The organism is Cytobacillus depressus, from assembly GCF_008923245.1.
GTDB classification, from domain to species: domain Bacteria; phylum Bacillota; class Bacilli; order Bacillales; family Cytobacillaceae; genus Cytobacillus; species Cytobacillus depressus.
Map to the genome: position 1 here is coordinate 631,149 of NZ_WBOS01000002.1, position 22,166 is coordinate 653,314.

General features: G+C 36.3%; 29 protein-coding genes, 1 tRNA gene and 1 riboswitch. Of the genes, 23 read left to right on the plus strand and 7 right to left on the minus strand.

The features are described 5' to 3' along the window. Positions 1-213: 213 nt before the first annotated feature. A riboswitch (cyclic di-GMP riboswitch) is annotated at positions 214-303 on the minus strand. A 128-nt stretch (positions 304-431) separates the two neighbouring features. Then, entirely contained in the window at positions 432-602 is a 171-nt protein-coding gene (locus F7731_RS26395) for a hypothetical protein (protein ID WP_170289654.1), read from the minus strand. Positions 603-665: 63 nt separating this feature from the next. Here F7731_RS26395 and F7731_RS08365 point away from each other — a divergent pair, with 63 nt between their 5' ends. Beyond that, entirely contained in the window at positions 666-848 is a 183-nt protein-coding gene (locus F7731_RS08365) for a hypothetical protein (RefSeq protein ID WP_151534303.1), read from the plus strand. 629 nt (positions 849-1,477) lie between these two features. On the opposite strand, the gene F7731_RS08370 is transcribed toward F7731_RS08365, so the two are convergent. Then, positions 1,478-1,765 carry a DUF4257 domain-containing protein gene (locus F7731_RS08370; protein ID WP_151534304.1) on the minus strand — a complete coding sequence of 96 codons (288 nt, stop codon included), beginning with the start codon at positions 1,763-1,765 and terminating at the stop codon, positions 1,478-1,480. Between the two features lie 223 nt (positions 1,766-1,988). Then, on the minus strand, positions 1,989-2,612 hold the full coding sequence (gene lexA, locus F7731_RS08375; protein ID WP_151534305.1) for a transcriptional repressor LexA: 624 nt from the start codon (positions 2,610-2,612) through the stop codon (positions 1,989-1,991). Between the two features lie 155 nt (positions 2,613-2,767). Between lexA and yneA the strand changes: the two genes are divergently transcribed. The 8 genes from yneA to F7731_RS08415 all read left to right on the plus strand — a co-directional run bounded on the left by yneA (position 2,768) and on the right by F7731_RS08415 (position 11,347). After that, positions 2,768-3,091, plus strand: a complete 324-nt coding sequence (gene yneA, locus F7731_RS08380) for a cell division suppressor protein YneA (protein WP_246197155.1) — start codon at positions 2,768-2,770, stop codon at positions 3,089-3,091. Between the two features lie 26 nt (positions 3,092-3,117). Then, positions 3,118-3,774: a YneB family resolvase-like protein gene (locus tag F7731_RS08385; RefSeq protein ID WP_151534307.1), complete on the plus strand. Its 657-nt coding sequence runs from the start codon at positions 3,118-3,120 to the stop codon at positions 3,772-3,774. Between the two features lie 309 nt (positions 3,775-4,083). Then, a complete protein-coding gene (locus tag F7731_RS08390; RefSeq protein ID WP_151534308.1) occupies positions 4,084-4,317 on the plus strand; it encodes a DUF896 domain-containing protein in 234 nt (77 codons plus the stop codon). A 372-nt stretch (positions 4,318-4,689) separates the two neighbouring features. Further along, positions 4,690-6,696 carry a transketolase gene (tkt, locus tag F7731_RS08395; RefSeq protein ID WP_151534309.1) on the plus strand — a complete coding sequence of 669 codons (2,007 nt, stop codon included), beginning with the start codon at positions 4,690-4,692 and terminating at the stop codon, positions 6,694-6,696. Positions 6,697-6,859: 163 nt separating this feature from the next. Further along, a complete protein-coding gene (gene sirA, locus F7731_RS08400; protein ID WP_151534310.1) occupies positions 6,860-7,297 on the plus strand; it encodes a sporulation inhibitor of replication protein SirA in 438 nt (145 codons plus the stop codon). A gap of 86 nt (positions 7,298-7,383) precedes the next feature. Continuing rightward, positions 7,384-7,602 carry a YneF family protein gene (locus tag F7731_RS08405; RefSeq protein ID WP_151534311.1) on the plus strand — a complete coding sequence of 73 codons (219 nt, stop codon included), beginning with the start codon at positions 7,384-7,386 and terminating at the stop codon, positions 7,600-7,602. 204 nt (positions 7,603-7,806) lie between these two features. Further along, the gene (locus F7731_RS08410) at positions 7,807-9,552 is read left to right on the plus strand and encodes an ABC transporter transmembrane domain-containing protein (RefSeq protein ID WP_151534312.1); all 1,746 of its coding nucleotides are present in this window, start codon (positions 7,807-7,809) and stop codon (positions 9,550-9,552) included. Positions 9,553-9,556: 4 nt separating this feature from the next. Continuing rightward, positions 9,557-11,347 carry an ABC transporter ATP-binding protein gene (locus F7731_RS08415; RefSeq protein ID WP_151534313.1) on the plus strand — a complete coding sequence of 597 codons (1,791 nt, stop codon included), beginning with the start codon at positions 9,557-9,559 and terminating at the stop codon, positions 11,345-11,347. An 86-nt stretch (positions 11,348-11,433) separates the two neighbouring features. On the opposite strand, the gene F7731_RS08420 is transcribed toward F7731_RS08415, so the two are convergent. Next, positions 11,434-11,604 (minus strand): aspartyl-phosphate phosphatase Spo0E family protein, encoded by a 171-nt coding sequence (locus F7731_RS08420; protein ID WP_151534314.1) that lies wholly within the window; start codon positions 11,602-11,604, stop codon positions 11,434-11,436. Between the two features lie 266 nt (positions 11,605-11,870). Between F7731_RS08420 and F7731_RS08425 the strand changes: the two genes are divergently transcribed. The 3 genes from F7731_RS08425 (at position 11,871) to F7731_RS08435 (ending at position 13,777) form a co-directional block, all read left to right on the plus strand. Then, on the plus strand, positions 11,871-12,581 hold the full coding sequence (locus tag F7731_RS08425; protein ID WP_281352237.1) for a cytochrome c biogenesis CcdA family protein: 711 nt from the start codon (positions 11,871-11,873) through the stop codon (positions 12,579-12,581). Between the two features lie 222 nt (positions 12,582-12,803). Continuing rightward, entirely contained in the window at positions 12,804-13,163 is a 360-nt protein-coding gene (locus tag F7731_RS08430) for a response regulator (RefSeq protein WP_151534316.1), read from the plus strand. Positions 13,164-13,312: 149 nt separating this feature from the next. After that, on the plus strand, positions 13,313-13,777 hold the full coding sequence (locus F7731_RS08435; protein WP_151534317.1) for a CcdC family protein: 465 nt from the start codon (positions 13,313-13,315) through the stop codon (positions 13,775-13,777). A gap of 100 nt (positions 13,778-13,877) precedes the next feature. On the opposite strand, the gene F7731_RS08440 is transcribed toward F7731_RS08435, so the two are convergent. After that, the gene (locus F7731_RS08440) at positions 13,878-14,303 is read right to left on the minus strand and encodes a DUF2621 domain-containing protein (protein WP_151534318.1); all 426 of its coding nucleotides are present in this window, start codon (positions 14,301-14,303) and stop codon (positions 13,878-13,880) included. 144 nt (positions 14,304-14,447) lie between these two features. Here F7731_RS08440 and F7731_RS08445 point away from each other — a divergent pair. Further along, positions 14,448-14,544 (plus strand) — tRNA-Sec (locus tag F7731_RS08445). Between the two features lie 118 nt (positions 14,545-14,662). On the opposite strand, the gene F7731_RS08450 is transcribed toward F7731_RS08445, so the two are convergent. Then, positions 14,663-15,817 carry a tyrosine-type recombinase/integrase gene (locus F7731_RS08450; RefSeq protein ID WP_151534319.1) on the minus strand — a complete coding sequence of 385 codons (1,155 nt, stop codon included), beginning with the start codon at positions 15,815-15,817 and terminating at the stop codon, positions 14,663-14,665. 62 nt (positions 15,818-15,879) lie between these two features. After that, a complete protein-coding gene (locus F7731_RS08455) occupies positions 15,880-16,482 on the minus strand; it encodes a LexA family protein (protein ID WP_151534320.1) in 603 nt (200 codons plus the stop codon). 170 nt (positions 16,483-16,652) lie between these two features. Here F7731_RS08455 and F7731_RS08460 point away from each other — a divergent pair, with 170 nt between their 5' ends. From F7731_RS08460 to F7731_RS08495, 10 genes are all read left to right on the plus strand, one after another. Continuing rightward, positions 16,653-16,871, plus strand: coding sequence for a helix-turn-helix transcriptional regulator (locus F7731_RS08460; protein ID WP_151534321.1), 219 nt, complete (start codon positions 16,653-16,655; stop codon positions 16,869-16,871). Between the two features lie 10 nt (positions 16,872-16,881). After that, a complete protein-coding gene (locus F7731_RS08465) occupies positions 16,882-17,115 on the plus strand; it encodes a DUF771 domain-containing protein (protein WP_151534322.1) in 234 nt (77 codons plus the stop codon). Next, positions 17,116-17,241, plus strand: coding sequence for a hypothetical protein (locus F7731_RS27055; protein WP_281352238.1), 126 nt, complete (start codon positions 17,116-17,118; stop codon positions 17,239-17,241). Between the two features lie 348 nt (positions 17,242-17,589). After that, positions 17,590-17,802, plus strand: a complete 213-nt coding sequence (locus tag F7731_RS08470) for a YqaI family protein (RefSeq protein WP_246197156.1) — start codon at positions 17,590-17,592, stop codon at positions 17,800-17,802. 96 nt (positions 17,803-17,898) lie between these two features. Next, a complete protein-coding gene (locus tag F7731_RS08475) occupies positions 17,899-18,081 on the plus strand; it encodes a hypothetical protein (protein ID WP_151534323.1) in 183 nt (60 codons plus the stop codon). Beyond that, positions 18,071-18,334 (plus strand): hypothetical protein, encoded by a 264-nt coding sequence (locus tag F7731_RS08480; protein WP_151534324.1) that lies wholly within the window; start codon positions 18,071-18,073, stop codon positions 18,332-18,334. The genes F7731_RS08475 and F7731_RS08480 overlap by 11 nt, the downstream gene beginning before the upstream one ends. Before the next feature lie 19 nt (positions 18,335-18,353). Continuing rightward, entirely contained in the window at positions 18,354-18,494 is a 141-nt protein-coding gene (locus tag F7731_RS26400) for a hypothetical protein (protein ID WP_170289655.1), read from the plus strand. 19 nt (positions 18,495-18,513) lie between these two features. Then, positions 18,514-19,185, plus strand: coding sequence for an AAA family ATPase (locus F7731_RS08485; RefSeq protein ID WP_151534325.1), 672 nt, complete (start codon positions 18,514-18,516; stop codon positions 19,183-19,185). 19 nt (positions 19,186-19,204) lie between these two features. Beyond that, on the plus strand, positions 19,205-19,681 hold the full coding sequence (locus tag F7731_RS08490) for a DUF669 domain-containing protein (RefSeq protein WP_151534326.1): 477 nt from the start codon (positions 19,205-19,207) through the stop codon (positions 19,679-19,681). A gap of 74 nt (positions 19,682-19,755) precedes the next feature. Further along, positions 19,756-22,104: a phage/plasmid primase, P4 family gene (locus F7731_RS08495; protein ID WP_151534327.1), complete on the plus strand. Its 2,349-nt coding sequence runs from the start codon at positions 19,756-19,758 to the stop codon at positions 22,102-22,104. The last annotated feature ends 62 nt before the right edge of the window (positions 22,105-22,166 follow it).

Genomic DNA, 22,166 nt, shown 5'->3' on the forward strand with positions numbered 1-22,166 from the left:
TTGAATTTTATATTTTTTAGATCATATCGGGTGAATGTGGCAAATGGGTTATATTTTTTTCCGCACTCACAGTGGTTTTTGTCTTTTACTGCATGTCTTACTTTTGTATTGTTACAAAAAAATGTTGGATAAAATATCATTTTTCTCCCTCTTAATAAAGAATTAGGCAAATTAGAAAGAGATCCAATATCAGATAGAAATACAAGAAAAATTCTTGGCAACCCGGCTACCATGACAATCAAATGATGTTTTAGGCCCGTGGCTTTGCGTCTTTTACTTTCGTAAAATTTGCCCTTATTAAATTTAGCATATTTTGTTATAAAAGGGTGGTATATGTCGAAAACATTAATGAAAAATTTACAAATTAAAGTAATGAATAGGTTTTGAAACTAAGGAATTATTAAGTTTACTAATAAAAAAGAAAGAGTCGTTCACTCTTCCTTTTTCCCAAAATTTAAATAATCTAATTTAGTTGATATTTCTCTTAGCACTTGATTTCTTTCTCTCTGTGCTTTGATTAGGCTAATACAAAACCAAATAGAGAAGCCTATAATAGCTAAATAAATTAATAAGGGTATAATTGCAAAAAATCCCATATTCATAAAACATGACCACCTTTTTATATGATTTCCTGATTATAACATGTTTATGACTTTTCATAGTTTATGATTCGAATTACGATGCAAATCGATTTATTCCGGGAAATCATTGTAGATAATTTTGCTGGTGGCGGCGGAGCCAGTACGGGAATTGAAGAAATAGCAATTAATCATGATCCAGCTGCCATTGCGATGCAAGGCGTTAGAGATTTTTATGTTTCTTTTTATGAAGACTCCGAGGTTTTCTAGAAACTACTACTAAAGAAATAATAAAGCTAATTGCTAAGATTACTGATAATGTCCATACAAAAAGTTCAAGTTGTGTCATTACTTAATGACCTCCTTCTTTGGGTTTTATCTAAAAGTTATGCTGACATACCTGTTAATATCCCTAAATAGCAAGTATTAAACAAAAGAGTCATCCAGTTATTTAGGGGGATTTAAAATGGCGATATGTAGTTGTTGTTGAAAGATAAATCAACAGTTGATAGGAATTCATTTGATGGAATGTGTGCCGAATGCACAGACAAGGCATTGAGTGATACTTCAGTTTCAGAACGAGCTGAACAAAATAACAAACTTCTAAAGGAGAAAATTCAATGAAAAGATGGGTCAAAACATGGTCAAAACATGGGATGAATTAACCGAAGAATAACAAGAACGTTGGGAAGAAATCGGCAAAGCTATAAGCGAAGTAAAGTAAGCAGGAGTTAACTAAGGAGGACTATAAATGTCTATAGGAGAGTGATGCTCTAGTAGTCTTTTTATTCCAGGCAAAATAACCTATTATGATAAAATACATGCTATGAAATTTACTTGTAACCAAAAAAAATCCCCGCTATTCTTAAGCGAAGAAAAGTATTGAATTAATCCTTTTATTACTCATCTTTTTGACGGGTTTTTACCAATTCGAGAAATCTAAGCAAACTGTCACCGCCAAAACCGGCAATGATGGAAAGGGCAATTACTTTTAATGCTGAATCAGGTGCTGAAAATATGACCAAACATGCAGCAGTAAGTCCTCCTAAAATAACCTCTTCCAAAAAGCCTAAGTAAATAAACTTTTTAGTTTTTCTAGGTTTAATAATTCTGCCTTCTTTTTTAATATGGCCAGCTACACCGACAAGTCCACCAATCAAAACAGCGAAGAAAATGTTCAAATACATTTGGACTTCACCTCCTAAAGTCGAAATTTTTAATGCGACCTTAGGTTGATTCTGGGTGTAATACCATTTTATATAAATTTGAGAATAATAGAATGTGTATAAATATCCAATTTTCAGAAAATTCAATAGTAAAGAATTCACATTTTTTGTAAGAAATGATGTTTTTTAAGTTTTTAGGTGTAAAAAAGGAAAAAGCAAGCTTATTGCTGCTTGCTTTTACTCATTATTGAATATGACGATAAACACCGATCACTTTTCCTAAAATTGAAACATTACGAAGAATAATTGGTTCCATAGTAGAGTTTTCAGGCTGAAGTTTTATATAATCCTTCTCTTTGAAAAATCTTTTGACAGTAGCCTCATCGTCTTCGGTCATTGCAACGATAATATCGCCATTATTAGCTGTTTTTTGTTGTTTAACAATAACATAATCTCCATCTAAAATACCCGCTTCAATCATACTTTCACCCATGATCTCTAGCATAAAAACTTGTACATCAGCTGGAACAAGCCGCTCGGGAAGCGGGAAATATTCCTCAACATTCTCAATCGCTGTAATTGGCTGACCTGCTGTTACTTTTCCGACAATTGGGACATTAATAATTTTGTAATCAGGAGTTTGCATAGAGCCTTCTAATTCTAAAATTTCTATCGCGCGTGGTTTAGTAGGATCTCTGCGAATTAATCCTTTACTTTCTAATCTAGCAAGATGGCCGTGTACAGTAGAGCTAGAGGCCAATCCGACTGCTTCTCCAATTTCTCTAACTGATGGAGGATATCCTTTTTGTCTGACTTCATCTTTTATAAAGTTTAATATATCCTGTTGCCTTTTTGATAATTTAGCCATCATAATTACACCTCTTATGATTTTCTTTCCTTAATTATAGCACCTTTTCCAATATAGTACAAACATAAGTTCGAATATTTGTTGACACAAAACGAATGTTCGTATTATAATAAAAATATCAAAGCGAACATATATTCTCAATGAGGTGTTTTATGATGAAAAAATTGTGGAAACAACATTCATATGCTATTATTCTATTCGTTTTAAGTATATTTACTGTATTTATCATAATGAATCAACTTGGAGATGCTGAAAGTGAAAAGTATTTGAAGATTACAATCAATGATGGTGATACGCTGTGGCAAATTGCTGAAGACTTTTCAGCTGAGCATAAGTTATCACCAATTGAATTTATTAAATGGGTGGAAAGCAATAACGGGATAGCTGGTGAAAGAATCTTTCCTGGTGATGAACTCGTTATACCTGTAATAAATAATAGTGTGAACACTAGTCAAAAGGAATTAGCGAGTTCCCAGTAGTAAAATGATATAGAAGGGAATTTTATATGAAAGCAATTATTTATTGCCGTGTTAGTACGACAAAAGAGGCACAAGAAACGTCTCTTACAAGACAAGAAGAAGAATTAAGAGAGCTAGCTAATAAAAACGGCTTTGAAATAATAAAGGTAATTCGGGAACAAGCAAGCGGTTATGATTTGGACAGGGATGGAATTGTTGAGCTTCTTTCGATTATTAAGGAAGAGGAAGTCTCCTACGTACTCATTCAAGATGAAACAAGATTAGGAAGAGGTAATGCCAAGATGGCTCTTCTTCATTGTATTATGAAAGAAGGAGTATCACTTTATAGTATTTCACATAACGGAGAACTTCAGCTGTCTGAATCTGATTCAATGGTCTTAAATATTGTTAGTATCGTAGAGGAATATCAAAGGAAAATACATAATATTAAAATTAAACGTGGAATGAAAAGAGCAGTCCAAAATGGATACAAACCCGAAAAAAACCTTATAAATAAGGGGATCAATTCCGGAAGGGACCGAATAGAGGCTCCAATTGGTGAAATTGTAAGGCTAAGGAAAAATGAATTAACTTTTTCAGAAATTGCTGCGACATTAAGAGGGTTTGGCTATAAGATTTCAAAAGCAACAGTACATAGAAGATATCAGGAATACATAGATTCGGAAAAAAGTGAAAACCATTGATCATTTAATGTTCATCAGAGCTCTATCATTTTTTGGATATAGTTTTTAATGTCTAGCTCCAGTGCCTAGCACCGACGTACATGACGTACTAGTGTCGACTTAGCGATGCGTCGCGTTTTTGTCGACCTCGTGGTCATAAGCCATTCCCCACAGAAAGGTAAAGAACACCTTTCCGAATGGACCGACTTATGCTTGTCGGTGTGTGATAAGGCGTTTGGACTATTTGTTATCAGTACGCCATTCTTGTCAAAAGAGTACTTTTTTAGTAACATGACATTTGAAATCAAAGAAAAATAAAGGAGCTAAAGTATGCTACCAAAAGATAAACTAGATCGAATTAATGTGCTTTCCAAAAAAGCAAAAGAGGCTGGCTTAACTGAACAAGAGGCGAAGGAACAATCAGCTCTTCGCAGGGAATATTTAGAAACCTTCCGTTCTTCCATGCTAACAACACTTAAAGGCGTGACCATTATAGACCCTGAAGGTAATGATGTTACTCCTGCAAAACTAAAGGAAATCCAGAGCAAAAATAATCTTCACTAAGACTAACATTATTTTCAGCGGAAGGAATATTCCTATATTCTTTCCATCTTTACATATACAAAGACTTACAGGTCATCATATTAAATAAATAGTTTTTTTATTATAATTCATATATTTGGTTGTATAAAAAACTCACTCACCTTAATATAGAAGAGTGTGTTCAAAAAGAGCCGAGAAGTTCCCAGAACGTATGCTTTTAATACGTGAGGAGCGGAGATGCAAGCTGACGCTGAAATTCGAGAGCTTTTTGAATTATCTTCTCGAAAACACATCACACGAAGAAAAAGTGCTTTTCTTTTTAGAGGAATTTTTCCCGTACTTTTTGAACAACCTCCAGAAGAGTAATAATAACTTGAAGAAGGGATGTATCACATGTTTGATCAAAATGATGCTTTATCCATAAACTCCATTCGAACTTTATCTATTGATGCAATTGAAAAAGCAAATTCGGGTCACCCGGGTATGCCGATGGGGGCTGCGCCAATGGCATATGCTCTTTGGACTCGATTTATGAACCATAATCCTAAAAATCCGCAATGGTTTAATCGTGACCGCTTCGTTCTTTCGGCGGGACATGGCTCGATGCTGTTATACAGCCTTCTGCATCTCTCTGGCTACGATGTGTCAATGGATGATATAAAGAACTTTAGACAATGGGGAAGTAAAACTCCTGGACATCCTGAGTTTGGCCATACACCTGGTGTAGATGCTACAACTGGTCCGCTAGGACAAGGGATTGCAATGGCTGTTGGAATGGCGATGGCAGAGCGCCATATGGCAGCTGTGTATAACAAAAATCAGTTCAATCTTGTTGATCATTATACATATAGTATTTGTGGAGATGGGGATTTAATGGAAGGTGTTTCTGCTGAAGCAGCTTCACTTGCAGGGCATCTAAAGCTTGGAAGATTAATAGTCCTTTACGATTCAAATGATATATCTCTTGATGGAGATTTAAATAAGTCTTTCTCTGAAAGTGTAGAACAAAGAATTAAATCATATGGTTGGCAGTACTTAAGAGTGGAAGATGGAAACGATCTAACTGAAATTGCTAATGCTATTGAAGAAGCAAAGCAAGATGTGAATAAGCCAACACTTATTGAAGTGAAAACCGTTATCGGATATGGATCACCAAATAAGTCCGGCAAATCCGATGTCCACGGGGCTCCACTAGGTGCAGACGAGTTAAAATTGACAAAGGAAGCGTATAAGTGGACTTTCGAGGAAGATTTCCATATTCCTGAAGAAGTGTACGAGCACTTCAAGAAGCTAGTTGCTGAGCAAGGAGAAAAGAAAGAGCAAGAATGGAAAGAACTATTTTCTCAATATAAAAATGAATTCCCTGAACTTGCTAATCAGCTTGAACTTGCAATCAATGGAGAACTTAAAGAAGGATGGGCGAGCGAGATCCCTGTTTATGAGGAAGGTAAGAGTCTTGCAAGCCGTGCATCATCAGGAGAAGCGTTAAATGCAATTGCAAAAAATCTGCCATCATTTATGGGCGGATCAGCTGACCTTGCTGGTTCGAACAAAACAATGATTAAAGGTACTGCAGACTTTACACCAGAAAGCTTCGATGGAAAAAACATCTGGTTTGGTGTTCGTGAATTTGCAATGGGAGCAGCATTAAACGGAATGGCTCTACATGGCGGAATAAAAGTATTCGGTGGTACATTCTTCGTATTCTCTGATTACTTGCGTCCAGCTATCCGACTTGCTGCGTTAATGAAGCTTCCAGTAACCTATGTATTTACTCATGATAGTATTGCAGTTGGTGAAGATGGACCGACACACGAGCCAATTGAACAAATAGCAGCATTGAGAGCAATGCCTAATCTTTCGGTGATCCGACCAGCAGATGGAAATGAAACAGCAGCAGCATGGAAGCTTGCTGTTGAATCCACAGATCGCCCGACAGCTCTTGTCTTAACACGTCAAGATTTACCAACATTAAAAGGTACCAATGAAACAGCATACACAGGGGTTTCAAAAGGGGCCTATATTGTCTCTCCAGCAAACAAAGAAAAAGCAGATGTTTTATTACTTGCTTCCGGATCAGAAGTTAGCTTAGCGGTTAAGGCCCAAGAAGCTTTAGAAAGTGAAGGCATTGCAGCATCTGTCGTAAGTATGCCGTCATGGGATCGTTTCGAAGCGCAATCTAAAGAATATAAAGAAAGTATTATCCCTAAAGATGTGAAGAAACGCTTAGCTATTGAAATGGGTGCTTCTTTAGGCTGGCACCGATATGCAGGAGATGAAGGGGATGTTCTTTGTATCGACCAATTTGGTGCATCCGCTCCTGGCGAAAAAATTATCGAAGAATACGGCTTCACGGTTGAAAATGTCGTTTCCCGAGTTAAAATGCTTTTAGATAAATAATTAGTAAAGAAGGGCGAATTCGCTCTTCTTTTTCTATGGATTCCTGAAATACTTCGAGATTCGACAAAACTAGCGAATGTTTTTGACGGATTAAGACAGTATGTTCAATTCGTCATCATTATAATAAGAAGGAAAGGGGGTTGTCCCGGAAGGAGAGGTTAGGATGAGATCCTATCAGCTATATTTAATTGAAGATGAATTTGCCTCCCATTATTTTGGCAGGGAGAAAATGTTTTTTCAGTTATTTCATGAATTTGAGCATGCGACTGGCGCTTTGAAATCCATCCTTGCTCGACAAATTCAATTTATCACAAAGCCGATACCGGGATTAAAGCTTCATCAATACATAAATCAGCAGATGTATAAAAATAAAGATTTTCTGACAAATAAAGGTGTATACTATATAGAAACAGGAAAAAAGAGCAGAGCCAGGCTAGAAATTAAAGATCAATGCTTAATATTGGAATCTAATGGTAATTATGATGCGGAAGCGAGCTTTTTTGAAATACTAAGGAAAAGCGAGGCTTCATTTTTGGCCATTGATATTAATCATCATCGTTATGGCTGGCTAAAGCCAATAAAAGAAAGAAAATTAGTTTAAAAATATGATACAAAACACAAGCAAATATTGTATAATAGCCTTTGGTTTAGTACACTGTATGTAGACAACATGAAGGAGGAAACAATATGCCTTGGTGGGGATATTTATTAATCGTAGTGGCACTGCTTGTTGGTGTTGCACTAGGATTTTTCATTGCTAGAAAATACATGATGAGCTATTTAAAGAAAAATCCGCCAATTAATGAACAAATGTTAAAAATGATGATGATGCAAATGGGTCAAAAGCCTTCGCAGAAAAAAATCAATCAAATGATGAACGCCATGAACAAGCAAACAGGCAAATAATGGCGGACAAGCACTCAGTAATGGGTGCTTTTTGTTTTTTTAGAAAATGGCTCTTATAGTAATAACATTATATATAAATCTTCCTATTTTTTGTAATATTTGATAAACTATTAACGCCATCCATATATGGTCTAAAAGTATGCCTCGAGACCAATTTTTAAGGAAAAAGACTTTGAGCTATTTTACAATCTTGGAGGACAAAATATGAAAGTTTTTTTAGATTTAATGTGGTTTTTTAAACAAGAAAAAAAAGCGTATTTAACCGGAATTTTAATGTTAATATTTGTAGCTTTGCTGCAGCTCGTTCCTCCAAAGGTAGTAGGTCTATTTGTTGATCATATTCAAGATCAAACATTAACTACAAACACTCTTTTATTTTTAATCGGCCTTTTAATCACTTCAGCCCTTATCATGTACATATTGCGTTATTATTGGAGAATAATGATTTTTGGCTCTGCTGTTAAATTATCAAAAATTTTAAGAGAACGCCTGTATCAGCATTTTACAACAATGTCCCAATCTTTTTATCAGAAGAAGCGGGTTGGTGATTTAATGGCACATGCAACAAATGATCTACAAGCCATTCAACAAACTGCAGGAGCCGGTGTATTAACATTCGTTGATTCAATTACAACTGGGGGCTTTGTCATCATCGCAATGGCAGCAACGATTAGCTGGAAGCTGACATTAATCAGTTTAATTCCGATGCCTATTATGGCCGTTTTAACTAGCTGGTATGGGAAGATGCTGCATAAGCGCTTTCATAAGGCACAAGAGGCTTTCTCAGCGTTAAATGACAAAACGCAGGAAAGTGTGACGGGAATAAAGGTTATAAAAACCTTTGGACAAGAAAACGAAGATATTGAAGATTTCCGGAAGCAGTCTGAGGATGTAGTGCAAAAAAATATTTCTGTAGCAAGAATTGATTCTTTATTTGATCCTACTATATCAATTATTGTCGGTATCTCTTACTTCCTTTCTATTGCATTTGGGGCAAAATTTGTGCTTAATAACGAAATGACAATTGGTGAGCTCGTTTCATTCACCACTTATTTAGGATTGCTTATATGGCCAATGCTAGCGTTCGGCTGGCTTTTTAATATTGTTGAAAGAGGGCGGGCTTCCAATGACCGTGTAACCGCTCTTTTAAATGAAAAAGTTGATATATTTGATCAAGCTGGTGCCATTAGTTCGGTTCCTAGCGGACATATCGAATTTAATATTTCCGAATTTGCCTATCCAGAAGCTAAGCCCTTATTGAAAGATATTTTCTTTGAATTGAAAAGAGGGGAAACGTTAGGAATTGTCGGTAGGACAGGTGCTGGGAAAACAACTTTATTAAAATTATTAATTCGTGAATTTGAAGGCTATAAAGGGAATATCAAGTTTGCCGGCAAACCATTAAATGACTATCAGCTTGATAAGTTAAGAGAAGCAATCGGTTATGTCCCTCAGGATCACTTTTTATTTTCAGCTACTGTTAAGGATAATATAGCCTTTACAAAAACTGATGCAATATTAGAAGAAATTTATGCTGCTGCACAGCTAGCTAATATACATGAAGATATTTTACTCTTTACTGACGGCTATGAAACAGTTGTTGGGGAAAGGGGAGTATCCCTCTCCGGCGGGCAAAAACAGCGAATTTCAATTGCTCGTGCGTTATTTATGAATCCTGAAGTATTAATTCTTGATGATTCATTATCAGCTGTTGATGCAAAGACAGAGGAAGCCATTTTAACAGCGCTTAGAAAGGAGCGAGAAGGGAAGACGACCATTATTACAGCTCATCGACTAAGTGCCATTCAGCACGCTAATCTTATTATTGTGCTTGATGAAGGGAAAATTGTTCAAAGAGGCACCCATGAGCAGTTAATGAGAGCGGATGGCTGGTATCAAGATATGTATTTGCAACAGCAGCTAGAGGAACTTGTTGAGCATGGAGGATAAAATGATGGATCAAATAAAGGGAATCAAAGGGGAGGAGCAGAGAAAAGTTCTTTTTCGACTTCTTTCTTATACGAAGCCACATATGAAAACAATGGTTTTAGCTTTCGGCCTTCTACTAGTGACAACCATTGGGGATATTCTCGGACCAATCTTAATTAAAATTTTCATAGACGACTATTTAAGGCCGCAAAATCTAGTTTTCGAACCTCTGTTTACATTAGGGGCAGCTTTTATCGGGATACAGATTATGAATGTCCTAGTATCCTATTTTCAATTATTGAAATTCCAAGAAATTGCTTTGAAAATCATACAGCAGCTTCGTGTTGATGTATTTACGAAGGTACAGAAACTCGGACTAAAGTATTTTGATAAAACCCCTGCAGGCAGCATTGTTTCGAGGGTGACAAATGATACCGAAGCAATTAAAGATATGTTTGTTAGTGTCATCGTAACCTTTATTCAAGGAGCATTTTTGCTAACAGGTATTTTTATCGCGATGTTTATCTTAAATGTAAAATTGGCTTTATTTTGTTTAGTTATCTTGCCTATCCTTTTGTTCATTATGCGGACTTATCGAAAGTATAGTTCGGTATTTTATCAGGATATGAGAGAGAGACTTAGTCAACTTAACGCCAAGCTTAGTGAATCATTGCAAGGGATGGCAATGATTCAAGTTTTCCGGCAAGAAAAGCGGCTTAGGCAGGAATTTGGCGAGATTAATGATCTGCATTATCATGCAGGGATGAAAAATATCAAAATTGATGGTCTTCTATTGAGACCGGCCATTGATTTAGTTTACTTTTTTGCATTAATTTTGATCCTCAGCTTTTTTGGAATCACGTCTTTCAACAGTCCTATCGAGATCGGAGTTATTTACGCGTTTATTAGCTATTTAGATCGTTTCTTTGAGCCAGTCAATCAAATGATGATGAGGCTTTCAATGTATCAGCAGGCCATTGTTGCAGCATCGCGAGTTTTTAAACTAGTTGATGAAACAGAACTTGCTCCTAAACAGCCTGAAGATGCAAAAAGCGAGATTACTTATGGAGAAATTGAATTTCATAATGTCAGCTTTTCGTATGATGGGGAAAGGGATGTATTGAAGAATATTTCCTTTACCGCAAAGCCGGGAGAAACGGTTGCCCTTGTTGGCCATACAGGAAGCGGGAAAAGTTCAATCATTAACTTAATGATGCGATTTTATGAATTTGAAAGAGGCGATATTTTAATAGACGGTCAGTCACTAAAATCGTATAGGAAAGAGGAATTAAGGAAGAAGATGGGCCTAGTGCTCCAGGATCCTTTTCTTTTTTTCGGTACGATTAAGGATAATATTCGACTCCACAATGATCGATTAAGTGATCAAGAAATTATAGATGCAGCTCAATTCGTCCAGGCCCATACATTTATTGAAAAATTCGAGAATGGCTACGATGAACAGGTCGTTGAAAGGGGATCAACCTTCTCTAGCGGCCAAAGGCAGCTAATTGCCTTTGCAAGGACAATCGCGGCCAATCCGAAAATTCTTATACTGGATGAAGCAACTGCCAATATTGATACGGAAACAGAAGAAGCGATCCAAATTGCCCTTAAGAAAATGCGGAAAGGGAGAACGACTATCGCAATAGCCCATCGACTATCAACGATTCAAGATGCGGATTTAATAATAGTTTTGCATCAAGGTGAGATTGTAGAAAGAGGGAACCATCAGGAGCTTTTGGCGAATCGCAGTTTATATCATAAAATGTATTTACTGCAAAATAGTTCTTCTGAAAAAGTCAGCGATGTTGTATAACTATAAAAACATACGAATCCCGGAATTTTTATTTTTTCATACAAAAGAAAATCCAGCAGAGGAATTTTAACCTAGGCTGGATTTTCTTAATGGGAAGCTATTTTTTTAGTATGTTTTCGGTAGTATTCATTTAGTAAATTGTCAAGCTCTTGGCTAAATTTTATAGCTGTAGATGAAGCCAATCCATCTTTCATCGCTACTTGTATGAGTTCGATTCGCTTTTGTTCAATTAACAGGAGTAAATCTTTGTTAGACAATGTAAGTTATCCTTTCAGAATAAAATATTTCCACAAAAAATATTATAGTTGTCCTGACAACATGATAATATATGCAATAGTATAGCGAATTTTGGGAATAAATTCAAAAGAAACTTATATTATATTTATTTTATTTTATTTTATTGAACAAACGGCCTGGTTAAGTATTATAAAGGAAAGGACACAAATTGTTCAAATCTAAACATTATCATTTTATAATAACATTTGTTAGAATAAATAGTGAATCGTTTTGAACAGGAGATGTTATGATGACTGATTTAAATGTGTTCATTGCGTTAGGTGCAGGATTTTTAAGCTTTATTTCACCTTGCTGTTTGCCATTGTATCCCGCTTTTTTATCTTATATTACAGGAATGTCAGTGGGGGAACTCAAAGAGGAGCATGCGATGCTTCAAAAGAGAAGCATGTTGCATACATTGTTTTTCTTAATCGGATTTTCGCTTATTTTTATCGCTCTTGGCTTTGGAACTTCATTTCTAGGGCGGTTCTTTGCTGATTATCAAGATTTAATTAGGCAAATTGGTGCAATTTTTATCTTTTTCTTTGGTTTAATGGTTGTTGGTATTATTAATCCAGAGTTTTTACTTAAAGAAAGGCGGTTCGAGTTTAAAAACCGGCCATCCGGCCTTCTCGGTTCTGTTTTGATTGGTATGGCTTTTGCTGCGGGCTGGACGCCATGCATGGGCCCCATATTAGGTGCTGTTGTTTCCTTAGGTGCTACAAATCCTAATTCTGCAATGATTTATATGATTTCCTACATACTTGGTTTTGCTATACCGTTTTTCATTCTCTCTTTCTTTATTGGAAAACTTAAAGGGATTAGAAAGTATAGCATAAGGTTTATGAAAATCGGCGGTTATATCATGATGGCCATGGGTGTTGTGCTGTTCTTTGATTGGATGACAAAAATTATTAATGTTTTCCAAGGGCTATTTGGCGGATTTACTGGTTTTTAAAAACTTATCAAAAATACTGATGTTTTTATAAAATAGAAGGATAGGCGAAATTTGTCGTTCTCTTTAAATTGAAATTTTGTACATTTTTGTCTATATTTGAATATGTGCTCTTTTTCGCATGAGATGAAAGAAAAGATAGATATATTCTCTCTACATTATAGAAATGATCCAATTATTAAGTGATATTAAAGTTTCAATGCAGTATTCGAGGGGGAAACGGTGATGGCTAGAATACTAATTGTAGATGATGCAAAATTCATGAGAATTACATTATCTAATATTTTAAGAAAAGCTGATCATGAAATTGTCGGTGAAGGGGAAAATGGGAAAGAAGCTGTCAGGCTGTATAGCGAATTGTTGCCAGATTTAGTGACTATGGATATTACGATGCCAGAAATGAGTGGTCTTGAGGCAGTAAAGGAAATTAAAGGGAAGTATCCAAGTGCGAAAGTCATTATGTGTTCGGCGATGGGACAGCAAAAAATGGTAGTTGAAGCTATTGAAACAGGGGCTAAAGACTTTATTGTCAAGCCATTTGATGAAGGCCGGGTATTGGAGGCTGTCAATCGGGTTTTAAGTTAAACTTGTGCAAGCTGACTCAATTGGTTCTCTAAATAGGAATAATCCTAATTAGAGCTGAATTTGAGGCAGCTTTTATTCGTTTTCTTTCCTTTCCTTAAAATGATGGATATAATACCGTTATAAAATTAAAAGATAAGGGATGTAAAAATATGAACTTCGTAATTATTTCATCGGTTGGGGCCATTTGTATGGCAATACTCGCCATGTTCATCCGTATGAAGGCTGCAAAAAAGCCGGCATCTGCAAAAAAAATCATCTTGCCACCGATTTTTATGAGTACTGGTGCCCTTATGTTTATTGATCCTTTTTTCAGAGTTACGCCTCTTGAGATCGTAGAAGCTCTTCTAGTAGGAATGCTATTTTCAATTTTATTGATAAAAACCTCGAAGTTTGAAATAAGGGACAATCAAATTTATTTAAAGCGATCTAAAGCATTTATTTTTATATTAATTGGTTTATTAATTATTAGGATCACAGGTAAGCTTATTTTGAGCTCTACTATTCATCTTGGGCAACTAAGCGGTATGTTTTGGATACTGGCTTTCGGTATGATTGTTCCATGGCGAGTAGCGATGTATAGGAACTTTCTTAAAATGCAGCGTGAACTGCAATAAATTTTATTACTGTAAAATTAAATCATGTGCTTGCCGCTTGAAACTCGAATTTCAGCGGCATTTTTTAAATATTAAAAAGTCATTCCTAATATAGGAATGACTAAAATAAGTGCTCATATGGAGCCATATTGATTTCTTTTTCGGATAACCTCTTTCTCAAAAATTTATGGTCTCTTTTTGGCGTTGCGACAATATATCCCCTAATAATTAAATCTTCATTTATAGAAGAAACTTTTTCCTTAAGTGCAAGCTCGCCAATCTTTCCAGCAATTTTATGTTTTGCTACATCACGGAAAAGCTCAGGGACAGGACTAACTAGCTCTTCAAGGAGAGTTGTTCCTTCTTGATCCCATAGATGCCTAGATTGGTTGACAAAATACTCTTCCCAATCCATATCTGATTTTCCATCTTCTTTAGGCATTTTTTTCAGAAATTTACGGAACATGAAAAAGCCGCCAATTGCAAATGATCCCGTTAGAACAACCACCCAAAATAGAATAAACCATAGAAACCATCCATCTAGCATATGTACTCACCTACAAATAATTTTTCCTTATTTTATTATAAACTCTTGACAGTATACAGACAAGCTAAGCGATTACACTTTATAATTCAGACAATTCACTTGCCCAATATATTTTAAAATACTATAATAAACATGTCCATATATGGGGCTGAATGGGGTACTGGTGTCCTCCGTAGTCTTCAAAACTATCTGTGACCACCGTGTGTGGTCAGCTGGGTTCGATTCCCAGGCAGTCCCGCCATAGTATCCTAGACAATTTGATTGAACTAAGTTAAACCCTTGATATAAAAACGTTTGTGGCTCTTTTGGATTTTCGCAGAATCCTAAAGAATCATATAGATTTAGAAATAATTTTGCATTTATTTTGCACAATAAAGTTCTTCCATGGTCACGTCCACTTGGCGTGATTCTTTTTGTTCCATCTCGTCCATTATATGAGAATAGGTCTGTAGAGTTGTCACGATATCTTTGTGCCCAAGCCTGCGGGAAATATATTTAATGTTCACGCCTTTATAAAGCAACATAGATGCGTGGGTGTGCCGTAAACAATGGCATGTTATTTCTTTTGCACCAACTTTTTTACATAGAGATTTTAAGGTTTTATTGACAGCGTTGTTTGTCACTAACTCTAATTTGGTGTTAACAAAGCAAAGGTTCTTTTTATTCCTTAGTCCTGTTTTGACAGCATTTTTGTTTTGTTCATTTTTTAATATTCTTAAAAGATTGCACGTATCTTTATCAATCGTAATTGTCCGCTTTGAGGAGTAGTTTTTTGTATCTCCGAAACCCTTGTTATCTCTGCTCCATGTTTTGTTGATAGTGATAGTCATATTTTCAAAATCCACACAATCCCAAGTCATCCCTAATATTTCTGAAAATCGGGCTCCTGTTGCAATAGCAAACAATATAATAAAACGGGATAAATATCGAGAGGTCATTTTTTCTCTGATTTCTGCTACAAGTCTTTTCAACTCCTCAAAATTGAGATATTTCATATCTTCTTCTTTGGTAGGTTTCAGTCCTTTTACTACCGCTTTGTATGTCGGATTCTTGCGGATTACTTCATCTTCGAGCGCATCTTTCAGGCATAATTTGATGTACAGATGCCTTTTTCTAATGGTTTCCTGGGAATATTCAGGACCGATCTTATTAAGAAAATCCTGATAGATGTCCCTGGTCAAATCTTTCATACGAATTTCAACAAAGTGTTTTTTTACTAGTAAAACTGATCGCTCAATATCTTTTTCGTGTTTTTCGTTTTTGTGTTTCCCCTTATGGTAAATATTAAACCAATTTCTCATATAATCTGAAAAAAACTGTTCGCCAGCATCGATGTTTTGACCTCTCTTAAATTTACTCTCCAGTTCAGCAGCTGCGATGGATGCTTCCTTTTTGGTCCGAAATCCACCTTGTGTTTTTGTTTTATACTGCACTTTTCCGTTTTTATCCAACTCATTACTTTTGTAAGAAACTCGGTATTGCCAGCTCTTACCTACTTTTTGAATACTGGCCACTTAATGCTCCTCCTATAAAAAAAGGCGGGAGCTACCCACCTATAAATTTTAAATTACTAACGTTAGAAATTTAAAACTACTTTTTTAAGTTTTCCTACTATTTTTATCTGTTTGTTTTGCTCAGGATTGTATATGATTGGAGCGTAATTAGGATTTTCACTTTGAAGAACAATAGAATCATTTGACTTAAATACTCTTTTTAGAAGTGCTTCGTCCTCGACAACAACTGCAGCTATTTCTCCGTTCTCTACATCGTCTTGTCTTCTTATTAAGAGTAAGTCGCCTTCATGAATCCTGGCCCCTGTCATGCTGTCACCTTTGGCTCTAAGGTAGAAATACTCTCCACCATTAAGCCAATCCTTTGGGGTGGTCTCATAAGTACCAGTCTCTTCATATAAGACAGCTCCAGTTCCACAGCTAATGTTACCGTACACCGGAAGAATTATTGCATCCCCAGTATTGCCTAATTCTTCTACATCGAAGAAATATGTAATCGGCTTGTTGAACAACTCAGCTAGAACGGTTATCTTATCCATTAAAGGCCTATTGTGATTCCCCTCCCAAGCCGATACCGCTGTAGGTGCAACACCTAGTTTCTTAGCGAGATCCGCTTGCGTTAACCTTTCTGCTTTTCTCAATTCCTTTATTTTGTCGCCAACCTTCATTTCTTGTTTCACCTCCTTTTATTTAAAATTATACACTATTTCTGTAGTTTTATACAGTTTATCTGTATTAACAATTAATAAAAATAAAAAATTTACAGAAAAACTGTATTTTTCTCTTGAAACTACAGAAAATCTGTAGTAGAGTTGTAATCAAGAAGGAGGTGGGCTCGTTGAAATACACCATTGAGCAAGCAAGAATACTGGGAGGATTTACACAAGTAGAAATAGCGAAAAGGCTTGGCATGTCTGAAAAAACGTACATCCAATACGAGAAATATCGCAAAGTGTTTCGGATGGATACCGCCATGAAATTTGTTTCATTAACAAAAGTAAAAATAAACGAAATTATTTTTTTTAAGGATCAACTACAGAAAATCTGTAGTGGATAGGAGGTGAACCATGGAAAAAATTTGGTGGACGATGAAGGATTTAGAGCAGGTCACCGGGTACAGTGATGACTGGTTAAAGGAAAACATTCTGCTCCGACCGACATATAAGAGGTTACTTGATTTAGAAAATGGTGGGTTTGTATATTATCCTGAACGCCGCGGAGAGAAGTGGATGTTTATAGCATCGCAGATGCAGGAATTTTTAGAGAGGAATTTTATTCAGATTTTTGGGAGGGGGAGTTAAATGATTCGTCTTCTGTGGATTTCAGAAAATGGTAAATACAAAGTTCTAGCTCGCCACTTTGAAGGCGATGCTGTCCACTGGTTGGCTACTGGAAGCATCAATCAAATGGGAATTATAGAGCTGTAAGATATGTAGATCTGCCTTATTACGTCTTAGAGAAATTTAATGAGTTAAAGTCACAAGTGATGATTAAGGCTGAATGAGCTTTCTCTTTTTACCCACTTTGCAGAATTTGATGAACGAAATCATGAATAAAAATTTGAAAACTGAATAGGAGGGCAAACGCGGCTGAATCTTTTCTCTTTTTTGGAGCCCCATTATTGGTAGTCGTCGGGATTGTGATTGGTGATTGGAACTTTAAAAGAGGTGATGAGAAATGAAGATTAAAGCAAAACATTGGTTGGCGTTAACCTCGGAAGAGCGTATTAAGCTATTGGGTTGGGTGTCAAACAAAAAAGAACGGAGGTGAATATAATGCTTGAGCATCCAATGGTAACACAAATCAATAAAACCGGATACCCAAACATAGTCGCACAACCAGAACACTCGGGAACAGATATATTTGGAAATGAAGTCCTGGCCGGTGACAGTGAAATATTGCTGCCAAATGGAGAAATGGTACTTGAGGATAGTTTAGAAGATTACTTGATTGAGTTTTTAGGATTCGAATTTACAATAGCAAAATAGACCCCTGCTGCAACAGGAGTCCAAAAGTAAAACAATATATACATACATCTTAGACGATGTAACAGCTAGAAATCAATAACAGGAGGGAAAAAAATAATGCCTTATTTTGATTCGAAGGAAAGAACGGTTTTCAGTCCACAAAATGAAAAGTTGGAGCCGTTTTATAAAATCCTTGAACAGTATCATCTAGTGATAGGCGGGAGCAATTTGTTTGATGATCTAGTAGAAACCTATGAATATCTTGATCAAGTTTTTAAGGAAGATCAGGGTGGAACTTAAATCAAATATTCAAAGTTTAATATTTTCCTATATAAGGCATTGCTTCGATGAATACGGGATATTACCGAACGAAGATGATGTGTACTTGAGGTTTCAAATTCATTTCGATAATGGAGTTCCCTTTGAAATAGCTGAAGAAGAAATGAGGAAATTCGCCAGATTTCATGATTTAACTGATATTGATATTCGCTGGGAAGGTGAGTTAGATGGAAATAATTCTAGACGAATTGAAGCGCACCCTGAAATACCATAAAAGGCAGCATGGGGATAACTTGATTCAAATTAAGAATAAAGAAGAATCGATCAACATGCTGAAAGAGGCTAATGAAAAGCATATTGAAACAATTGAACAAATTGAAGCCTTTATTAAAAAGAATGAAGATGAGGTTAATAAAATACTTCCATTATTTTAATTAGAAAGGAGTGAGTTAATTGGAATTCACAAACGGTGCTCAAATTACAAAAAGCAAAAAGGCAAAAATCATCATCTATTCAAAGCCAGGTGATGGTAAAACGACCGTTGCTGGATTGCTACCAGGCAAAACTATAGTGCTCGATATTGATGGGACTAGCCAGGTGTTACAAGGTTATTCAAATGTAGATGTCGCGAAGATCAATCCAGCCGATCCGCATCAAAGTATTTTAGACTTTTACGCATTCGCAAAAGCAAATATCGCAAACTATGACAATGTTTTTGTGGACAACCTTACTCATTACCAAAAGCTTTGGTTGATGAATAAAGGCGAAAAAACGAAAAGTGGTATGCCGGAATTAAAAGATTATGCTCTATTCGACAATCACTTGCTAAAGGTTGTTGAAACATTCAACGGATTAGATGCCAACGTCATTTATACTGCTTGGGAAACTACACGCAACATCATCCATGACGATGGGCAGCAGTATAACCAATTCATCCCGGATATTAGGGATAAAATCGTCAATCATGTTATGGGGATTGTACATGTAGTCGCTAGACTGCTTAGAAAGGCAGATGGTACGAGAGGATTTATGCTCGAAGGTAATCAAAGCATCTTTGCAAAAAACCATTTAGATGATCGCAAGGGATGCGTACAAGAAGAACTAATAGTGTCATCCACAAATTAAAACCAGGGGGAAATAAACAATGTCATTCTTTAAATTTGATGAATCAAACGCAAGCGCAGGATTTGAATTAGTAGCAGAAGGTAAATATGAGGCTGTTATCGTGAACGCTGAAGCAGGAAAAACTCAAGCAGGCAAACCTAAATTATCAGTAGATTTTGAGATTCGTAGTGATGTTCCGCAAAACCATCAAGGTGCAAAGGTTCTTTACAACACTTTCACATTTGAACATGAAGTTTCAGTAAGGATCGTCAACTCATTAATTAAAGCTTGCGGATTCCCAAATGGTCATCCATTTAGCTCCCCGGATGATATGTCAAAGCAGCTTATCAATAAAAATCTAAAAATCACTGTAAAACATGAAGAATATGAAAAAGTGGTTGATGGTGAGAAACAAAAACGGACTGCTGCTAAAGCAAAATATTATGATGTGTCCGATGTAAATCCGATTATGTCAGCTGGTGCAATCAATATCGGGGATGATGATCTCCCGTTCTAAAAATAACTAAATAGAGAGGTTGGTTTTTGCTGGCCTCTCTTTTTTATACCTAAAAACCTTATTTGGAGGGCGAAATGAAAGAAAATCCGCACAATTTTAACGAAATCCCTGCTGAATTAAAAGCCCTTCCTCAATGGATTTTGTGGAGATCGGAAAAGCGAAATAACAAGCCAACAAAGGTGCCATATCAGATAACTGGGGAAATGGCGCAGGCAAATAATAGACGTACCTGGTCAACATTTGCAACGGCAGTCAAATTCTATTTGGAAGGTGACTATGACGGTATAGGGTTCGTTTTTAGCAGACAGGATAACTACATCGGAATTGATATTGATAACTGTGTTGTGGATGGAAAGCCGAATACTTTTGCTAATGAAATTATTGATTCATTAGACAGCTACACTGAATTTTCTCCAAGTGGAAAAGGCATTCACATCATCATTCGAGGCAAACTTCCACAATCTGTTTTAGGGACTGGCCGTAAAAGTACAAAGCACGGTTTAGAAGTTTACTCTTATGGCCGTTATTTTAGCTTCACCGGGAATCGTGAAAATTCTAATGATGTTTATGAACGGACAGAAGAGCTGGCGGAAGTATTCGAACAGTACTTCGATGATAGAGACATTCAAGGCCGCGTGAACTTAGCAGATTTTGAAAAAGACGAAATTAAGATTTCAAACGATGCTTTATGGGAAAGAATTTTTCGCAGTAAAAATGGTGATGAAATCCGTTCCCTGTATAACGGCCAATTAATCAATGGTGATCATTCATCAAGTGATTTAGCGCTATGTAACCATCTTGCATTTTGGACAGGTAACTCAGCAACTCGGATGGATACGATGTTCCGAGAATCAGCTCTCATGCGTGATAAATGGGATGTAATCCATTTTAGAGATACGAATGAAACATACGGAGAAAGAACCATTGCAACTGCTATTTCTTCCACTTCTACAACAATATTAGATAACAAAGAGCAATTCGCGGAATTTTCCTTTGACTTCCACAATGTTGAAGAAGTTGTGGAGGAAAAGCCGAAGAAGAAATTCCGATTAACCGAGCTCGGAAACGCAGAACGGATCGCCTATGAATATGGTCATGTAATCAAGTATGTCAGCGATATGAGTTGGTTAATATGGGACGGCAAACGTTGGAAATTAGACACCAAAAAAGAAATTGAAAAAATTACTGCAAAGGTGATCCGAGGTCTATATAAATCCGATGATGAAGCAGAGACAAAATGGGCCCGTATGTGTGAACGAAGAAATATTCGAATGAATAGCATTAAGGACCTCATGCCATTGGTTCCAGGAGAACGTGAAGACTTTGATCGACATAAATATTTGTTCAATGTCGAAAACGGCATCGTGGATTTGAAAACAGGTAAGCTGCAGCAGCATGACCGTAATTTGCATCTTACTAAGATCACCAACATTGAATTTGATGAAAACGCGAAATGTCCAGAATGGATCAACTTCTTAGATCAAATTTTTCAAGGTGATCAAGAGCTTGTCGAGTACATGCAAAGATTAATCGGATATTCTCTAACTGGAGAAATCACAGAGCAAATAATGGTCTTTCTAATCGGTGGTGGATCCAATGGTAAATCAACTTTTATAAACACCATTAAGGACCTAATGGGCGAATACGGTAAGCAAGCTAAATCAGATACTTTCATCAAGAAGAAAGAAACTGGCGCCAATAATGACATTGCTAGATTAGTAGGCTCCCGCTTTGTTTCTGCAATCGAAAGTGAAGATGGTGAGCAACTATCGGAAGCATTTGTAAAGCAAATAACGGGTGGCGAGCCGGTACTCGCGCGGTTCCTTCGACAAGAGTATTTCGAGTTTACACCTGAATTCAAAGTGTTCTTTACAACAAACCATAAGCCGGTAATCAAAGGTGTCGATGAAGGTATCTGGCGTAGGATTCGCTTAATTCCGTTCAATCTACAGCTGCCAAAAGAAAAACGAGATAAGAGGCTCCCAGAGAAACTAAGTTTGGAAATGCCAGGCATTCTGAATTGGGCGATTGAGGGGTGCTTGAAGTGGCAGCAGTCGGGGTTAAATGATCCAGCAATCGTTATGAAGGCAACTGGCGATTACAAAGAAGAAATGGATATTCTCGGGCCATTTATGTTCGAATGTTGCTTCAAACAAGAAAATGCACAAATTGAAGCGAAAGAACTCTATGAAGTTTATGCAAATTGGTGTTTCAAAAATGGCGAACATCAATTAAAAAATCGAGCATTCTATCGAATTTTGGAATCGCAAGGTTTTAAACGAGAACGCGGTAATAGAAACAAGTATTTCATTCATGGTGTTACTTTGATAGAGCGAAAAAATACTTTTTTTCAGCAAAAGTTACTAGAAAACGATGAGAACAGAGAAAGTGTTACTAAAAATAACACATTTAAAATTACCTAAAAGCCTTATATATCAAGGGTTAGAGATACTTTTAAGTTACTTTTGTTATTTTTGTTACTAAA